This is a genomic window from Blastococcus sp. SYSU DS1024, from assembly GCF_054050795.1.
In genome coordinates, this window is record NZ_JBJHAA010000032.1 from 1 (window position 1) to 16875 (window position 16875).

Here is a 16875-nt window from a genome sequence, read left to right on the forward strand (position 1 = left end):
CTGGACCGGCGTCATCTGGCGCTGCTGGCAAGAACACAGCGCATACGACCCAGCCCGCCACGGCGCCCACAACCGATACCTCACTCAGGGCGCCGCGGCAGCGGCTTGACACAGGGCTACTCAGTCGGTGCCGGCCTCCATCGCGGCCCGGTCCAGCAGCTCCTCGTCGGCCGGCACCTGACCACGGGAGGCGATCGTCTCGGCGCCGCCCTCCTCGGTGACGTCGATCAGGCCGGTCGCCGCCGCCTGAGCCGCTCCGATGGCCGCGTGCGTGGGCGCGCCCCCGACCATCCCCAGCCGGGCGTACTGCTCGAGCTTGGCCCGGGAGTCGGCGATGTCGAGGTTGCGCATGGTCAGCTGGCCGATGCGGTCGACCGGGCCGAACGCGGAGTCCTGCGTGCGCTCCATCGACAGCTTGTCCGGGTGGTAGCTGAACGCCGGGCCGGTGGTGTCGAGGATCGAGTAGTCCTCCCCGCGGCGCAGCCGCAGCGTCACCTCGCCGGTGACCGCCATGCCGACCCAGCGCTGCAGGGACTCCCGCAGCATGAGCGCCTGGGGGTCCAGCCAGCGGCCCTCGTACATGAGCCGGCCGAGCCGCCGCCCCTCGGAATGGTAGGTGGCGAGGGTGTCCTCGTTGTGGATGGCGTTGACCAGCCGCTCGTAGGCGATGTGCAGCAGCGCCATGCCCGGCGCCTCGTAGATGCCGCGGCTCTTGGCCTCGATGATCCGGTTCTCGATCTGGTCGGACATGCCCAGGCCGTGCCGCCCGCCGATGGCGTTGGCCGCCAGCACCAGGTCGACGGCGGAGCCGAACTCCTCGCCGTTGATCGTCACCGGCCGGCCCTCGGCGAAACCGATGGTCACGTCCTCGGGCGCGATCTCCACCGCGGGGTCCCAGAACCGCACGCCCATGATCGGCTCGACGGTCTCGATGCCGGTGTCCAGGTGCTCGAGGGTCTTGGCCTCGTGCGTGGCGCCCCAGATGTTGGCGTCCGTGGAGTAGGCCTTCTCGGCGCTGTCGCGGTAGGGCAGGCCGTGGGCGACCAGCCACTGTGACATCTCCGTGCGCCCGCCGAGCTCGGTCACGAAGTCAGCGTCCAGCCACGGCTTGTAGATGCGCAGTGCCGGGTTGGCGAGCAGGCCGTACCGGTAGAACCGCTCGATGTCGTTGCCCTTGAACGTCGAGCCGTCGCCCCAGATCTGGACGTCGTCCTCGAGCATCGCCCGCACCAGCAGGGTGCCGGTGACCGCGCGCCCCAGCGGGGTGGTGTTGAAGTAGCTGCGGCCACCGGAGCGGATGTGGAAGGCGCCGCAGGTGAGCGCGGCCAGCCCCTCCTCCACCAGGGCGGCCTTGCCGTCGACCAGGCGGGCGATCTCCGCGCCGTAGGCGGTGGCCCGGCTCGGGACCGAGGCGATGTCCGGCTCGTCGTACTGGCCGATGTCGGCGGTGTAGGTGCAGGGGACGGCGCCCTTGTCGCGCATCCACGCGACGGCTACGGAGGTGTCGAGACCACCGGAGAAGGCGATGCCGACGCGTTCGCCGACGGGCAGGGAGGTGAGCACCTTGGACACGAGGACAAGTATGCACGATGTTGCATAGTCATTCAGCGCCGCCCTCGTGCGACCGGATCAGCCGGGCGGCGTCGCCGTCCCGGCCGGCCGCATCACGGGTGCCGGGTGCGCGTGGGCAGCCCGCCCGCCGGACGGTGCCGGTCCCGCTCGTAGTCGCTGATCAGCCCGATCCGGCGGACGTGCCGCTCGTCGCCGCTGAACCCCGTCCCGAGGAACTCCAGCACCAGCGCCGTGGCCTCCTCGTCGCTGTGCTGCCGGGCGCCGATGGAGACGACGTTGGCGTCGTTGTGCTCGCGGGCCAGCTGGGCGGTCGCGGTGTTCCACACCAGCGCGGCGCGGACGCCGGGGACCTTGTTGGCCGCCATCTGCTCGCCGTTGCCCGAGCCGCCGATGACCACGCCCAGGCTGCCCGGCTCCGCGACCGTCCGCTCCCCCACCTCGAAGCAGAACGGCGGGTAGTCGTCCTGCGCGTCGTACTCGAACGCGCCGCAGTCGACCGGCTCGTGGCCGGCCTCGGCCAGCGCCCGCTTGAGGTGCTCCTTGAACTCCAGGCCCGCGTGGTCGGTGCCGATGAAGACGCGCATGCCGGGGAGTCTGACAGGCTCGTCCCGTGGCGGTGCTGGGGGTCGACGGCTGGCGCGGGCGGTGGGTCGGAGCGCTGTTCGAGGGACGGGCGGCCACCCTGCTGGCGCTCGACGACGTGGCAGCCGTGCTCGCCGTCCCGGGGGTGGATGTCGTCGCGATCGACATGCCCATCGGCCTCTCGGACGACGGCGTCCGCACGTGCGACGTCGAGGCCCGGCGACTCCTGGGGTCCGCCGGCAGTTCGGTGTTCCCGGCCCCGGTCCGGGCGGTGCTGGCCACCGACGACTACGCCGAGGCGCGTGCGCTCTCCCGCGCCTGCACCGATCCCCCGCGCGCCCCTTCAGCCCAGGCGTTCCAGCTGGTGAAGGCCATCCGCGCGCTCGACGACGCACTGGGCGACCCGCCGTCCGAGCGGGTCGTGGAGGTGCACCCGGAGCTCGCGTTCAAGGCGCTCGACCCGCGGGTGACCGACCCGAAGACCACCGCGCGCGGCACGGTGCAGCGGCTGACGGCGCTGCGCCGGGTGATGGACGTGGAGGACGCGCTGGCATCCGCGCCGGCCCGCGTGCCGATGGTCGACGCGCTGGACGCCTGCGCCGCCGCGTGGTCGGCCCGGCGGATCGCCGAGGGGACGGCGGAGTCGGTGGGCGACGACACCCGGGACGCCCGGGGCCGGCCGATGCGGATCAGCTGGTGACAGGAGGACCTCGCCCCTCTCTCACCGCTCGCAGGCTCGCGGCGACCCTCCGGACGAGGCCTACGAGCCGGTGACCCGCCGGACCACTGACAGCGGCAGCACGCGCAGCAGCCGCGCGACCGCCGTCCAGGGCCAGCCCGGCACGTAGGCCGTGACCGGCTCCCGTTCCACCGCTGCGGTCAGCGCGTCGACGCCCTTGTCCAGGCCGACGGTGAGCGGGCCGCGGCGGCCGACGTTGATGTCGGTGGCGATGTAGCCGGGCAGGATCGTGGAGACGACGATCCGCGAGCCGTACACGTCGGAGCGGATGCCCTCGGCGAGCGAGTTGAGCGCCGCCTTGCTGGCCCCGTAGGCGGTGCGGCTGCCCGGCATGCCGCGCACGGAGGCGACCGAGGAGATCAGCACCAGGTGACCCATGCCCTGGCGGCGGAACAGCTCCATCGCCACCTCGCACTGCGCGTGCGAGCCGAGCACGTTGGTGTGCAGGACGGCGCGGTTCTGCGCCGCGCCGCCGGCGCCCACGGACACGCCCTTGCCGATGCCGGCGTTGACGATCACGCGGTCGAAGCCGCCCAGCCGCTCGGCCAGCTCCGCGAAGACGGTGGGGACCGAGGCGGCGTCGTCGACGTCCATCGCGGCGACCTCGACCCGGATGCCCGGGTGCGCGGCCCGCAGCTCGGCCTGCAGCGCCTCCAGCCGGTCGACCCGGCGGGCGCACAGGGCGAGGTCGCGCCCCATGGCGGCGAACCGGCGGGCCATGCCCTCGCCGAGGCCGGAGCTGGCACCGGAGATGAAGATGCGCTGACGGGTGGGGTGCGGCATCCCGACAGCATGCCGCACCCCCGGCCCCGTCCAGAGGCTCCCCCGAGCCTGCGCGGGGCGAGGAGGACGGGGTCCTTCCTCAGCGGCGGGTGAGCTCCAGGGCGTCGGCCGGCACGGAGTCCATGTCCGGGCCCGAGGTGCGGGTGCGCTTGAGCTCCCAGAAGTCGGGCAGGTTCGCCAGCAGGACGGCGCCGTCGAAGGCCTTGCCGGCGTCCTCACCGGTCGGCACCTTGCTGATGACCGGGCCGAAGAACGCCACGCCGTCGATGTGCATGACCGGCGTGCCGACATCGTCGCCGACCGGGTCCATGCCCGCGTGGTGGCTCTTCTCCAGGGCCTCGTCGTACTCGGTGGAGCCGGCGGCCTCGGCCAGCGACGCCGGCAGCCCGACCCGCTCCAGGGCCGGCGCGATGAGCTCGTCGAGCTCGAGCTCCTCGTGGTGCCGCAGCGTCCCCATCGCGGTGTAGAGGTCACCGAGGACCTCGTCGCCGTGCTGCTGCGCGGCGGCCATCGCCACCCGCACCGGCCCCCAGGCCTTCGACATCATCTCCTGGTAGTCCGGCGGCAGGTCGCGCCCGCGGTTGAGCACCGCCAGCGACATCACGTGCCAGTGCAGGTCGATGTCCCGCACCTTGGCCGCCTCCAGCACCCAGCGGCTGGTCAGCCAGGCCCACGGGCACAGCGGGTCGAACCAGAAGTCGACGCGGGCCTTCACCGGCGCGCTCTGCACTGCCTCGGTCATCCTTGCTCCTCGCTTCGGCGCCCGGGTCGCCGAGTGCCCGGGCCGTCTCCCGGCAGGCAAGTCCCGCCGAGGGGTGGTTGTTCCCTGCCGCGGGCCGCCGGCCGGCAGACGGCGGGCGCACCGTCGTCCCCGCATGACAAGCTCTCCGGCGTGGCCGTACCCAACCTGACCCGCACCGATGCCGCCGCCCGCGCGGAGCTCCTCGCCGTCCAGAGCTACGACATCTCGCTCGACGTCACCGACGGCGCCGGGCACCCCGGCGAGCGCACGTTCCGCTCGACGACCACCGTCGAGTTCACCTGCCGCCGGCCGGGCGCGGACACCTTCATCGACCTGGTCGCGGAGACGGTGCACTCCGCGACGCTGAACGGCACCGAGCTCGACGTGAGCTCCTACACCGAGGAGGGCGGGCTGCCGCTGCCCGGCCTCGCCGAGAAGAACACGCTGGTGGTGACGGCGGACTGCCGGTACTCCAACACCGGCGAGGGCCTGCACCGCTTCCTCGACCCCGAGGACGGGCAGGTCTACCTCTACACCCAGTTCGAGCCGGCCGACGCGAAGCGCATGTTCACCTGCTTCGACCAGCCCGACCTCAAGGCCACGTTCACGATGCACGTGACCGCGCCCTTCGACTGGCAGGTCGTCTCCAACACCGGCGACCGCACGATCGAGGCCGGCGAGGGCGGGTCGCAGCTCGCGCACTTCGCGCCCACCAAGCGCATCTCCACCTACCTGGTGGCGCTCGTCGCCGGTCCCTACGCCAAGGTCACCGACCTGCACGAGGGCATCCCGCTCGGCATCTACTGCCGAGCGTCGCTCGCCCAGTACCTCGACCCGGAGGAGATCTTCCGGGTGACCAAGCAGGGCTTCGACTTCTACCACCGGGTGTTCGACTACCCGTACCCGTTCGACAAGTACGACCAGCTGTTCGTGCCGGAGTTCAACGCCGGGGCGATGGAGAACGCCGGGGCGGTCACCTTCCTGGAGGACTACGTCTTCCGGTCGAAGGTCAGCCGGGCCCGCTACGAGCGGCGCGCCGAGACGATCCTGCACGAGCTCGGCCACATGTGGTTCGGCGACCTGGTGACCATGCGCTGGTGGGACGACCTGTGGCTCAACGAGTCCTTCGCCACGTACATCAGCACCCTGTGCCAGGCGGAGGCCACCGAGTACACGACGGCGTGGACGACGTTCGCCAACACCGAGAAGGCCTGGGCCTACGCGCAGGACCAGCTGCCCTCGACCCACCCGATCGCCGCCGACATCCCCGACGTCGCCGCGGTCGAGGTCAACTTCGACGGCATCACCTACGCCAAGGGCGCCTCGGTGCTCAAGCAGCTGGTGGCCTACGTCGGCCGCGACGAGTTCCTCGCCGGCGTGCAGCGGTACTTCCGCCGGCACGAGTACGGCAACACCACGCTCGCCGACCTGCTGGGGCCGCTGTCGGAGAGCTCCGGCCGCGACCTGTCGGAGTGGGCCGACCAGTGGCTGCGCACCAGCCAGGTCAACACGCTGCGGCCGGTGTTCGAGCTCAGCGACGACGGCCGCTACACGAGCTTCACCATCGAGCAGACGGCGGTCGCCGAGCACCCGGTGCTGCGCAACCACCGGCTGGCCGTGGGCCTCTACAGCGAGGGCCCCGACGGCCTGACCCGCAGCAACCGGGTGGAGCTGGACGTGGCCGGCGCCCGCACCGAGGTGCCCGAGCTGGTCGGCCACCCGGCGGCCGACCTGGTGCTGGTCAACGACGACGACCTCACCTACGCCAAGCTGCGGCTCGACGAGCGCTCGCTGGCCACCCTGCGCAGGCGGATCGGCGCGATCCCCGACCCGCTGCCCCGCGCGCTGTGCTGGTCGGCGGCCTGGGACATGACCCGCGACGCCGAGCTGCCCGCCCGCGAGTGGGTGCAGCTGGTGCTGGCCGGCATCGGCACCGAGACCGAGAGCAGCGTCATCCAGTCACTGCTGGCCCGGGTGCAGAGCGCCCTGTCCTCCTACGCCGACCCGGCGTGGGCCCCGACCGGCTGGGCGCAGCTGGCCGACCACGCGCTCGCCGCGCTCGAGGCCGCGCCGGCCGGGAGCGACCAGCAGCTGCTGTGGTCGCGCACGCTGGCCAGCGCCGCGCGCACCGAGGAGCACGCGGCGGCGCTGCGCGGCCTGCTCGACGGCTCGCGCAGCTACGAGGGGCTGGTCGTCGACGCCGACGCGCGCTGGGCGTTCCTGCACGGGCTGGTCGCCATCGGCGCGGCCGGTGACGCGGAGATCGACGCCGAGGCCGAGCGCGACGCCACCGCGACCGGCATCCGGCGCACGGCGACGGCGCGGGCGTTGCGCCCGACGGCGGAGTCGAAGGAGGAGACCTGGCGGCGGGCGTTCACCGACGAGTCGATCCCCAACGCCGTCCACGAGGCGATGCTGCAGGGCTTCTGGCACCCGGCCCAGCGGGAGCTGACCGCCGGCTACGTCGACCGCTACTTCGCCGACGTCCGGCCGCTGTGGGACCGCCGGCCCGGCGAGATCGCCAAGAACGCCGTGCAGTACCTGTTCCCGCCGGTGGTGGAGCCGCGCACCATCGCGGCCGCCGATGCCTGGCTCGCCGACGCCGAGCAGCCGCCGGCGCTGCGCCGGCTGGTGTTCGAGGGCCGGGACGGCATCGCCCGGGCGCTGCGCGCCCGCGAGCGGGACGCCGACGCCGAGTAGCCGGCCGGCCGCTCACGACGGAGGCGCCGCATCCCGCCGGGGGTGCGGCGCCTCCGTCGTCGTTCAGCGGGGGCGGAGCCCGGAGGGGTGCCCGGCCTGGTCGGAGAGCTGGCGCAGCCCGTTGACGATGCCGCCGACCAGGTCGCCGTTGGCGAACGCGCTGGTCATGGAGAGCACCGCCAGGGCGCAGGCCCGGTCGGGCAGCCGGCGGGCGGCCCCGGCACCGGTGACCACCTCCACGACGCGCTGCCCCGGGGACACGGCGATCAGCACCGCGTCGGAGGGGTGCTCGCCCGAGCGGGCGTGCAGCTCCTCGGCGTGCGCCCGGGTCGGCGTGCGCAGCTCACCCACGTAGAGGGTGAAGCGCAGCCCCGTCTCGCGGGAGGACATGGTGAGCGCCTCGTCGAGGCGGGCCAGCTCCCGGAAGCTGAACACCTCGTCGAGCGAGCCTTCGTCGGTGCGCGCGGGGAGCGTCGCCTCGGTGGAGGTGTCGTGGGAATCGACTTCGAACACGCTGGTCATCGCCGGCCTCCGGGGCAGGTCGTCGGAACGTCGGGAACAGTCACCGGGGGTCCGTCACCAGGTCCCACGGGCGCCGCCGAGCGGGCCGGCCGGCTTCGGGCTGTGGGCGGGGTTCGTGCCGGCGGCGTGCGCGCCACCGGTGCCGACGCCCACCTCGGGGCCCGCCCCGGCCTTCGCGTCGAGGGCGCGCTCGCCCGGCTGCTCCGGGTACATCGACGACCCCAGGGCGGCGGTGCCGCTGCCCGGGACGGCGGCCGGGCCGTGCGCCGGCGCGGGGCCGTGGCCACCGACGTGCGCGGGGTGCGGCTCGTACCAGACGGGCGCGTGGTTCCAGGGCTGGCCCGGCTTGTACCGGGAACGCCGGCCGCTGCCGGGCTTCAGGGTCAGCAACGCCAGCACCAGCACGATGGCGAGCGGGATGGCGGCGAAGACGAGGAGGGTCTCGGCGACGGTCACACCCGACAACTTACCGGGAGGCGGTCGTCCTCATCGGCTGTCGGCCCCAGACGGCGGGGCGCCGGTGGTGCCACGGACGGGCTGCCTCCAGCTGGGCGGAGAGCGCGACGAGGGTGGCCTCGTCGGCGGGGCGGCCCACGAGCATGGTGCCGATCGGCAGGTCGTCGGCGGTCCAGTGCAGCGGGACGCTGACCGCGGGCTGCCCGGTGACGTTGAACAGCGCCGTGAAGGCGGCGTAGCGCTTCTGCCGCTCGAAGTCCGGCCCGCCCTCGCCGTCCTCCCCGAACCAGCCGATCGGCCGGGGGGTCATCGTGAGCACCGGGGCGAGCAGCACGTCGTAGCCGGCGGTCGCGCGGAGGAACTGCCGGGAGAACACGCGGAGGGCGAACATCGCCTGCATCGCGTCCCGCGCCGACAGCGCGAGGCCCCGCTCCTGCATCCAGCGGGTCAGGGGCTGCAGCAGCTCCTCCTGCCCGGGCGGGACCGGCAGGGTGGTCGCGCTCAGCGCCCAGACCCGCTCGAAGGACGGCAGCACCGCGGGCTCGAGCAGGCCGGTCGGCACGTCCTCGACGACGTGGCCCAGGTCCTCCAGCAACCGTGCGGCGTCGTCGAAGGCCCCGGCCACGTCCGGTTCCAGCTCCACCCCGGGCATCGCCGACTCGGCGTACCGCCCGATGCGCAGCCGGCCCGGCTCCCGGTCGGCCCAGCCGAGGAAGGTCTCACCGGCCGGCAACGGCGGGGCCCAGAACGGGTCGCCGATCTCGGGCCCGGCCATCGCGTCGAGCATCGCCGCCGCATCGCGCACCGTGCGGGCCAGCGGACCGCTGGTGCCCAGCCCGGTCACCTCGCTGCCGTAGGGCGCGTTGCTGATCCGGCCGCGGGTCGGTTTGATGCCGACCAGGCCGTTGATGCTGGCCGGGATGCGGATCGAGCCGCCACCGTCGCTGCCCTGCGCGAAGGGCACGAACCCGGCGGCGACGGCGACGGCGGCTCCCCCGCTGGAGCCGCCGGCGAGCCGGGTGGTGTCCCACGGGCAGCGGGCCGGGCCGACCAGGTCGTTGTCGGTGTAGCAGGGGAAGCCGAACTCGGGCGTGTTCGTCTTGCCCACGCTGATCGTGCCCGCGGCGGCGAGCCGGGTGACCACGGCGTCGTCGACGGCGGGCACGAAGTCGGCGAGCGCCGCCGAGCCGAACGTCGTCCGGACACCCGCGGTGTTGTTCAGGTCCTTGATCGCGGTGGGCACACCCAGCAGCGGAGGCAGGTCACCCCCCTCCCGCAACCGGGCCTCGGCCGCGACCGCCGCCGCGTGGGCCCGCTCCGGCGTGACGGTGACGAAGGCGCCCAGGCCGGCGTCGTGGGCGTCGATCCGCGACAGCGCGTGCGCCACCAGCTCGGTGGGGCTCACCTCCTTCGCGCGGACGGCGGCGGCCTGCTCGAGGGCGGTCAGGTCGTGCAGCTGGGTCACGCTCCGGGACGCTAGTCCCCCGGTTCGGGGACGCCGATCGGGTTGCCGGCCGGCCAGTCCCCGGCCGCGACGACGGCGCGGCGGACCGGCTCCAGCAGCTCGGCCAGCCGGGCGCAGCCGGCGTCCCCGAGCACTCGCCACGGGCCGGCCGCCAACCGGTCGGTGTCGGCCTCGATGCCGGCGACCACCGCCCGGCCCTCCCCGGTGAGCGCGGCACCGGCCAGCCAGCCGCGCTCGGCCAGCGCCGCGGCCGCCTCCTCCCACGCCGCGTCGTCCCAGCCGCGCGCCTTCTGCAGCCACGCCCGGTCCGAGCGCCCCGCCGCGGCGGCCAGCACGTGCGCCTGGAGCCCGTCGATCCCCCGCTGCACGAGCGCGGCGGTGTGCCCGTCGCCGCGGTGCTCCCGCAGCGTGGTGAGCGCCTGCCAGAGCACCAGGTGCGGCTCCGGGGGGACGGGCAGCCCGGCGTTCGCCGCGGCGAGCGGGCGCCCGGGCAGGTCGACGGCGGCGGCCGCGGTGGCAGCCAGCTCCATCGCCTCGGTCGCCCGGGACGAGCCGGCCCACTCCTCCCCCAGTACCCGGCGGGCGGCAGCGTCGACCCCGCCCAGTCGGGCCGCCAGCGCGGCTGCCGGGCTCACCGTCGCCCACACGCCCGGGACCCGGCGGGCGACGAAGGACGGCTGGAAGTTGACGAAGGTCGCGGTCACCACCTCCGCGCCGACCGGGCCCAGGGGTGCCGCGCGGAAGGCGAAGTAGCCGTTCCAGAACCCGCGCAGGCCGACCTCGGCCGCCGCGGCCCGCGACTCCGCGGCGAAGTAGGTGAGCGCGTGGAACGGCTCGGCGAGCGCCCACAGCCGGCGTGCGTGGTTCACGCGCTGACGCTCTCCGGCACTCCCAGCCACTCGCGCCACCGGGGGTCGACGGTGCGGTGCCCGAGCAACCGCCACGCCGCGCCGCTGGGCGTGCTGGGCGGGCGCGGCAGCTTCCAGCCGAGCTCGGCAAGCGAGCGGTCGGCCTTGGTGTGGTTGCACCGGCGGCAGGCGGCCACCACGTTGTCCCAGGTGTGCGTGCCGCCGCGGCTGCGCGGCACCACGTGGTCGATGCTGGTGGCCGAGCCGCCGCAGTACACGCAGGTCTGCCCGTCACGGGTGAACACCGCCCGGCGGGACAGCGGCACCGACGCCGGGTAGGGCACCCGGACGTAGCGGGTCAGCCGCACGACCACGGGGACGGCCAGGCTCAGCGTCTCGGCGTGGACGACGTCGGCGGTGACGTCGACCGGCTCGGCCTTCTCGGTGAGGACCAGCACGATCGCCCGCCGGCTGGAGACGACGCACAGCGGCTCGTAGGTCGCGTTCAGCAGCAGGCTGGCCCCCGTGGTGGCGGGCGCGGGCAGGGGGACGAGCGGCGGGACGGGGTCGCGACGCGGGCCTGGGTGACCCGCCGACGTCGACCCGGGCGCGGAACGCGGCACGGATCACCTCCGGACGCCCCGGACCGCCGGGTGCTGCGCGACCCGCGGGCAGCCCCATTCTGACCCGAGGACCGCCGCTCGGCGCTCTGGAATTCCCCGAGGCGCGGCGGATGTCGGTGCCCGCCGCTAGCGTTCCGGCCATGCGTTACCCGGAGGCCCCGCGCCTGGACCTGGTCGAGGAGCTGCACGGCCACCGCGTCGCCGACCCCTACCGGTGGCTCGAGGACCCCGCCGACCCGCGCACACGGGAGTGGTCCGTGGCGCAGGACGGGCTGGCCGCCGAGGTGCTGGGCGCGCTCCCGGCCCGTGACCGGTTCGCCGCGCGGCTCGGCGAGCTGGTGCGGGCGGGCGCGGTCGGCCTGCCCGTGTGGCGCGGCGGGCGGGCCTTCTCGACCCGCCGCGACCCCGGCCAGGAGCACGCCGTGCTGCGGGTGCGGGAGGCCGACGGCACCGTGCGGGTGCTCGTCGACCCGATGGAGCTCGACCCGGAGGGGACGACGACGCTCGACGCCTGGTCGCCCTCGTGGGAGGGCGACCGGCTGGCCTACCAGCTCTCCACCGGCGGCGACGAGGAATCGCAGCTGTACGTGCTGGACGTGACCACCGGTGAGCTGCTGGACGGCCCGATCGACCGGTGCCGCTACTCCCCCGTCGGCTGGCTGCCCGGTGGCGAGGAGCTGTTCTACGTCCGCCGGCTCGCGCCGGACCAGGTGCCGGCGGGCGAGGAGCAGTACCACCGCCGGGTGTGGCGCCACCGCGTCGGCGCCGACCCGTCCGGCGACCTGCTCGTGCACGGCGAGGGCCTGGACCCCACCAACTACTACGGCGTCCGCACCAGCGCGGACGGGCGCTGGCTGGTCGTCTCGGCGTCGGCGGGCACCGCCCCGCGCGACGACGTCTGGCTGGCCGACCTGGGCGGGGCCGGTGACCTGCGCGAGCTGCAGCGCGGCGTCGACGCCCAGCTCGCCGCGTGGGTCGCGCGGGACGGCCGGCTGTACCTCCTCTCCGACCGCGACGCCCCGCGCTGGCGGCTCGCGGTCGCCGACCCCGCCGACCCGGCCACCTGGGCGCCGGCGGCGTGGACCGACGTCGTCCCGCAGCAGGAGGGCGCGGTGCTCTCCGACGTCGCGCTCGTCGACGCGCCGGACGGCGGCCTGCAGGTGCTGGCGGTGCACGCCGTCGACGCCACCGACCGGCTCTCGCTCTGGGCGGGGGACGGCAACGGCCGGATCACCGAGGTGACACCCCCGGGCCCCGGCAGCATCTCGGGGCTGAGCGCCCCGCCCGAGGGCGGCACCACCGCGTGGGTCGGCTACACCGACTACGCGACGCCGCCGTCGGTGCTGCGCTGGGACGCGACCGCCCCCGGCGGGCTCGAGGCCTGGGAGCAGGCGGACGTCGCCGGCGGCGTGCCGCCGCTGACCGTCGTGGAGACGCACGCGCGGTCGCAGGACGGCACGCCCGTGCACCTGTTCGTGCTCTCCGGCACCGGTGCACCCGACCGTCCCCGCCCCGCGGTGCTCTACGGCTACGGCGGGTTCAACGTCTCCCTCACCCCGGCCTACACGGCGCAGGCCCTCGCCTGGGTCGCCGCGGGCGGCGTCTGGGTGGTGGCGAACCTGCGCGGCGGCTCGGAGCACGGCGAGGAGTGGCACCGCGCCGGGATGCGGGAGCGCAAGCAGAACGTCTTCGACGACTTCGCCGCCGCCGCCGAGCACCTGGTGGCGCAGGGATGGACGACGCACGCACAGCTGGCGGTCATGGGCGGGTCGAACGGCGGCCTGCTGGTCGGCGCCACGCTGACCCAGCGGCCCGAGCTCGCCGCCGCCGTCGTCTGCAGCGCTCCCCTGCTGGACATGGTGCGGTACGAGCGCTTCGGCCTCGGTCGCACCTGGAACGACGAGTACGGCACCGCCGAGGACCCGGTGGAGCTCGGCTGGCTGCTGGGTTACTCGCCCTACCACGCGGTGCGCGAGGGGACGGCGTACCCGGCGGTGCTCGTCACGACGTTCGAGTCCGACACCCGCGTCGACCCGCTGCACGGCCGGAAGCTGGCAGCCGCGCTGCAGCACGCCACCTCGGCGGAGGCCCCGATCGTGCTGCGGCGGGAGACCTCGGTCGGCCACGGTGCCCGCGCGGTCAGCCGGACAGTGCGGCTCGCGGCCGACCAGCTGGCGTTCCTGGCGGCGCACACGGGACTTCCGGGCTGACCAGGCGATCGGTAACGGCAAGGACACGCGCAGTCGACGATGCTGACTGCACGCCTTGCGCCTGAAATGATTCCGGTAATGACCGGATCACCGACCGTGCTCGGCGCAGACGCCGAGCCGGACGCCGCCGACCGCGGCGGCTCGCGGTGCGCGGGAACGGGGCCCCGCTGAGCGCCGACGCGCCGGACGCCCCCGGCGACCGCGCCACCGTCCGGCAGGCCACGTTCCGCGAGGTCTTCGCCGTCCGCGAGTTCCGGCCGCTGTTCGGCACCTACCTGCTCTCCGCGGCCGGCGACGAGCTGGCCCGGGTGGCGCTGACCGTGCTGGTCTACGACCGCACCTCCTCCCCCCTGCTGGCCGCCCTGACCTTCGCCATCAGCCACCTGCCCTGGCTGCTCGGCGGGCCGCTGCTGTCGGCGTTCGCCGACCGGTTGCCCCGCCACCGGGTGCTCATCGCCACGGACGCCGCCCGGGCCGGGCTGGTGGCCCTGATGGCGATCCCGGGCATGCCGCTGCCGGTCCTGCTCGGCCTCCTGTTCGTGGTCGGCCTGTGCGCGCCCCCGTTCGAGTCGGCGCGGTCGGCGCTCATGGCCGACGTGCTGGACGGGGACCGGTACGCCGTCGCCACCTCGCTCACCGGGATCACCCTGCAGCTGGCCCAGGTGGCCGGCTTCCTCGCCGGCGGCGCGCTGGTGGCGGTGCTCAACCCCTCCGCCGCGCTGCTGATCGACGCGGCCACGTTCGTCGTCTCGGCGATCTGGTTGTGGGCCCGGCTGCAGCCCCGGCCGGCGCCGGCGACCGACGGCGGCGGCGCACCCGGCTCGCTGTGGCGCGACGCCTCGGACGGCCTGCGGTTCATCCGGCGCAGCCCGCGCCTGCTGGCCATCGTCGCCGTCCTCTGGGTGACCACGGGCTTCGTCTACGCCTCCGAGGGGATCGCCGCACCGCTGGTGGACTCGCTCGGCCAGGGCGCGACGGCGGTCGGCGTCCTGCTCGCGGCCAACCCGCTGGGGGTCACCATCGGCGGGCTGGTCATCGCCCGCCTGGTGCCGCCGGCGCGGCGGGAACGGCTCGTCGCCCCGCTGGTGCTGGTCTCGCTCGCCCCGGTGCTGGTCGGTGGCGTGGTCGCGGCGGTGGCCGGCCCGGGGGCGGTGCCGTTCTGGATCCTGGTCGGGATGCTGTTCCTCTCGGGGCTCGGCGCCGCCTGGTCCATCCCGCTCAACGTGGCCTTCGTGCAGGCCGTGCCCAGCGCCTACCGCGGGCGCGCGTTCGGTGTCGCGGCCAGCGGGCTGGCCGGGGTGCAGGGCATCGGTGCGCTCGCCGCCGGCCTGGCCGCCGAGGGGCTCAGCCCGGCTGTCGTGGTGGCCCTCTCCGGCGCCCTCGGAATGATCGCGGTCGCCCCGGCGCTGATGGCCTATCGGCGGACGCGGAACCGGGCGGACGTCGTGGTCGAGGCCGAGGGGGCTACCGGGGCATGAGCGAGTCGAGGCGGTCCCTGCCGTCGGCACGGACGTTCTACGACGAGGTCGGGGGCGAGGACACCTTCCGCCGGCTGGTGCAGCGCTTCTACGCCGCCGTCCGCACCGACCCCGTGCTGCAGCCGATGTACCCCCAGGACGACTGGGAGGGCGCCGAGGCGCGGCTGCGCGGCTTCCTCGAGCAGTACTGGGGTGGGCCGACGACGTACTCCGAGCAGCGCGGGCACCCGCGGCTGCGGATGCGGCACGCGCCCTTCGCCATCGGCCCGGTCGAGCGGGACGCCTGGCTCACCCACATGCGCGACGCCGTCGACTCCCTCGGGCTCCCGCCCGAGCAGGACGCGACGCTGTGGGGTTACCTGGAGATGGCGGCCCGCAGCATGCAGAACCGCTTCCCCGCCGACGCCGAGGGCTGAGCCCCGGCACGCGCCGGTCCCTTCCCGGGGACGCGAGCGCGCACCGACACTGCACGTACCGACACCGAGGAGCCCGGTGAGCCCGGACCCGTTCCCCTTCCGCACGTCCGGCGCCGACTGGTGGCGCGACGCGGTCTTCTACCAGGTCTACATCCGCAGCTTCGCCGACGGGAACGGCGACGGCGTGGGTGACCTGGCCGGCCTGCGGTCGCGCCTGCCGTACCTGCGGGACCTGGGCGTCGACGCCCTGTGGATCACGCCCTTCTTCCCCTCGCCGATGGCCGACCACGGCTACGACGTCGCCCACCCGCGGGACGTCGAGCCCGTCTTCGGGGACCTGCCGGAGTTCGACGCGATGCTCGGCGAGGCCCACCGCCTGGGGCTGCGGGTCACCATCGACCTGGTGCCCAACCACAGCTCCCACGAGCGCGAGTGGTTCCAGGCGGCGCTGGCCGCCGGCCCCGGATCCCCTGAGCGGGCGCGCTACCTGTTCCGCGACGGGCGCGGGCCCGACGGCAGCGAGCCGCCGAACAACTGGCCGTCGGTGTTCGGTGGCCCGGCGTGGACCCGGGTGCCCGACGGGCAGTGGTACCTGCACATCTTCGCCCCCGAGCAGCCGGACCTGAACTTCGCGAACCCCGAGGTCGTGGCCGACCTCGAGGAGACGATGCGCTTCTGGCTCGACCGCGGGGTGGACGGCTTCCGGATCGACGTCGCCCACGGCATGGCCAAGCCGGACGGGCTGCCCGACATGGTCCCGATGGACGACACCGGGCTGCTCGACGACCACGGGCCCGGCGACCACCGGTTCGACCAGGACGGCGTGCACGTGGTGCACCGCCGCATCCGGGCGGTGCTCGACCAGTACCCGGGCACCATGGCGGTCGGCGAGGTGTGGGTCTCCGACGACGACCGGCTGGCCCAGTACCTGCGCGAGGACGAGCTCCAGCTCGCCTTCAACTTCAAGCTGCTCACCGCCGAGTGGACCCCGGACGGGCTGCGCGACGCGATCACCCACTCCCTCGCCGCGGTCGAGGGCACGCCGGCGCCCGCGTGCTGGGTGCTGTCCAACCACGACCGCCCGCGGCACGTGACCCGGTACGGCGGCGGGGAGCTCGGCACCCGGCGGGCCCGCGCGGCCGCGCTGCTGCAGCTGGCGCTGCCGGGGGCGGCCTACCTGTACAACGGCGACGAGCTCGGCATGCCCGACGTCGACCTGCCCGACGAGGTGCTGCAGGACCCCATGTGGTTCCGCTCGGGTGGCACCGAGCGCGGGCGCGACGCGTGCCGCATCCCGGTGCCGTGGTCGGGCACCGAGCCGTCCTACGGCTTCTCCTCCGGCGCTGACACCTGGCTGCCCATGCCCGACGGCTGGGCCTCCCTGACGGCCGAGGCGCAGCGCGCCGACGACGGTTCGATGCTGTCGCTGTACCGAACCGCGCTCGCGTTGCGCGCCTCCTCGCCCCTCTTCGCCGGGGAGAGCGTGCAGTGGCTACAGGCACCCGACGGTTGTGTCGCCCTCCGCCGTCCTGGCGGGCTGGCCTGCCTGCTCAACCTGTCGGGCGCCCCGGTGCCGCTGCCCGAGGGGCACGTGCTGCTCAGCAGCGTTCCGGTCGACGACGGCAAGCTGCCCGACGACGCCGCGGTGTGGCTGCAGGCCTGAGCCGACCGGGCCGGTGCCCGGGCGCCCCTCGGCGCTCGGGTACCTTGCCGCAGGTGACGCCGGGCCGGCGGCGCCT

Annotated in this window: 15 protein-coding genes; 6 read left to right on the top strand and 9 right to left on the bottom strand. The window is 74.7% G+C overall.

The window, feature by feature from the left end:
- Window positions 1-120: 120 nt before the first annotated feature.
- Together argG and ACI79S_RS19575 are read right to left on the bottom strand one after the other, a co-directional pair.
- Window positions 121-1572: an argininosuccinate synthase gene (gene argG / locus ACI79S_RS19570; RefSeq protein WP_456595114.1), complete on the bottom strand. Its 1452-nt coding sequence runs from the start codon at window positions 1570-1572 to the stop codon at window positions 121-123.
- Between the two features lie 92 nt (window positions 1573-1664).
- Window positions 1665-2156: a ribose-5-phosphate isomerase gene (locus ACI79S_RS19575; protein WP_456595115.1), complete on the bottom strand. Its 492-nt coding sequence runs from the start codon at window positions 2154-2156 to the stop codon at window positions 1665-1667.
- Between the two features lie 26 nt (window positions 2157-2182).
- On the opposite strand from ACI79S_RS19575, the gene ACI79S_RS19580 reads away from it, so the two are divergent.
- Window positions 2183-2854 (top strand): DUF429 domain-containing protein, encoded by a 672-nt coding sequence (locus tag ACI79S_RS19580; RefSeq protein ID WP_456595116.1) that lies wholly within the window; start codon window positions 2183-2185, stop codon window positions 2852-2854.
- A gap of 60 nt (window positions 2855-2914) precedes the next feature.
- On the opposite strand, the gene ACI79S_RS19585 is transcribed toward ACI79S_RS19580, so the two are convergent.
- Window positions 2915-3676, bottom strand: coding sequence for an SDR family oxidoreductase (locus ACI79S_RS19585; RefSeq protein ID WP_456595117.1), 762 nt, complete (start codon window positions 3674-3676; stop codon window positions 2915-2917).
- A 79-nt stretch (window positions 3677-3755) separates the two neighbouring features.
- Window positions 3756-4418 carry a mycothiol-dependent nitroreductase Rv2466c family protein gene (locus ACI79S_RS19590; RefSeq protein WP_456595118.1) on the bottom strand — a complete coding sequence of 221 codons (663 nt, stop codon included), beginning with the start codon at window positions 4416-4418 and terminating at the stop codon, window positions 3756-3758.
- Between the two features lie 150 nt (window positions 4419-4568).
- On the opposite strand from ACI79S_RS19590, the gene pepN reads away from it, so the two are divergent.
- Window positions 4569-7118: an aminopeptidase N gene (gene pepN, locus ACI79S_RS19595; protein WP_456595119.1), complete on the top strand. Its 2550-nt coding sequence runs from the start codon at window positions 4569-4571 to the stop codon at window positions 7116-7118.
- Between the two features lie 63 nt (window positions 7119-7181).
- Here the strand turns inward: pepN and ACI79S_RS19600 are convergent, their stop codons facing one another.
- Genes ACI79S_RS19600 through ACI79S_RS19620 form a run of 5 tightly spaced genes read right to left on the bottom strand, consistent with a single transcriptional unit; the run spans window position 7182 to window position 11032 of the window.
- A complete protein-coding gene (locus ACI79S_RS19600; RefSeq protein ID WP_456595120.1) occupies window positions 7182-7640 on the bottom strand; it encodes a DUF5130 family protein in 459 nt (152 codons plus the stop codon).
- Between the two features lie 54 nt (window positions 7641-7694).
- Window positions 7695-8096, bottom strand: a complete 402-nt coding sequence (gene ctaJ / locus ACI79S_RS19605) for an aa3-type cytochrome oxidase subunit CtaJ (protein WP_456595121.1) — start codon at window positions 8094-8096, stop codon at window positions 7695-7697.
- 10 nt (window positions 8097-8106) lie between these two features.
- Window positions 8107-9561 carry an amidase gene (locus ACI79S_RS19610; RefSeq protein WP_456595122.1) on the bottom strand — a complete coding sequence of 485 codons (1455 nt, stop codon included), beginning with the start codon at window positions 9559-9561 and terminating at the stop codon, window positions 8107-8109.
- A gap of 11 nt (window positions 9562-9572) precedes the next feature.
- Window positions 9573-10430 (bottom strand): SCO6745 family protein, encoded by an 858-nt coding sequence (locus tag ACI79S_RS19615; RefSeq protein ID WP_456595123.1) that lies wholly within the window; start codon window positions 10428-10430, stop codon window positions 9573-9575.
- Entirely contained in the window at window positions 10427-11032 is a 606-nt protein-coding gene (locus ACI79S_RS19620) for an HNH endonuclease (protein WP_456595124.1), read from the bottom strand. The genes ACI79S_RS19615 and ACI79S_RS19620 overlap by 4 nt, the downstream gene beginning before the upstream one ends.
- A 140-nt stretch (window positions 11033-11172) precedes the next feature.
- On the opposite strand from ACI79S_RS19620, the gene ACI79S_RS19625 reads away from it, so the two are divergent.
- The 4 genes from ACI79S_RS19625 (at window position 11173) to ACI79S_RS19640 (ending at window position 16799) form a co-directional block, all read left to right on the top strand.
- Window positions 11173-13242 carry a prolyl oligopeptidase family serine peptidase gene (locus ACI79S_RS19625; RefSeq protein WP_456595125.1) on the top strand — a complete coding sequence of 690 codons (2070 nt, stop codon included), beginning with the start codon at window positions 11173-11175 and terminating at the stop codon, window positions 13240-13242.
- Between the two features lie 146 nt (window positions 13243-13388).
- Window positions 13389-14720 carry an MFS transporter gene (locus tag ACI79S_RS19630; protein ID WP_456595126.1) on the top strand — a complete coding sequence of 444 codons (1332 nt, stop codon included), beginning with the start codon at window positions 13389-13391 and terminating at the stop codon, window positions 14718-14720.
- On the top strand, window positions 14717-15136 hold the full coding sequence (locus ACI79S_RS19635; RefSeq protein WP_456595127.1) for a globin: 420 nt from the start codon (window positions 14717-14719) through the stop codon (window positions 15134-15136). The genes ACI79S_RS19630 and ACI79S_RS19635 overlap by 4 nt, the downstream gene beginning before the upstream one ends.
- A gap of 76 nt (window positions 15137-15212) precedes the next feature.
- Window positions 15213-16799: a glycoside hydrolase family 13 protein gene (locus ACI79S_RS19640; protein WP_456595128.1), complete on the top strand. Its 1587-nt coding sequence runs from the start codon at window positions 15213-15215 to the stop codon at window positions 16797-16799.
- Window positions 16800-16875 lie beyond the last annotated feature (76 nt).

Coding starts and splice junctions, on each gene's coding strand:
- ACI79S_RS19575 (WP_456595115.1), bottom strand. CDS start 2,156: ATGCGCGTCTTCATCGGCACCGACCACGCGGGCCTGGAGTTCAAGGAG.
- ACI79S_RS19585 (WP_456595117.1), bottom strand. CDS start 3,676: ATGCCGCACCCCACCCGTCAGCGCATCTTCATCTCCGGTGCCAGCTCC.
- ACI79S_RS19590 (WP_456595118.1), bottom strand. CDS start 4,418: ATGACCGAGGCAGTGCAGAGCGCGCCGGTGAAGGCCCGCGTCGACTTC.
- ACI79S_RS19600 (WP_456595120.1), bottom strand. CDS start 7,640: ATGACCAGCGTGTTCGAAGTCGATTCCCACGACACCTCCACCGAGGCG.
- ACI79S_RS19625 (WP_456595125.1), top strand. CDS start 11,173: ATGCGTTACCCGGAGGCCCCGCGCCTGGACCTGGTCGAGGAGCTGCAC.
- ACI79S_RS19635 (WP_456595127.1), top strand. CDS start 14,717: ATGAGCGAGTCGAGGCGGTCCCTGCCGTCGGCACGGACGTTCTACGAC.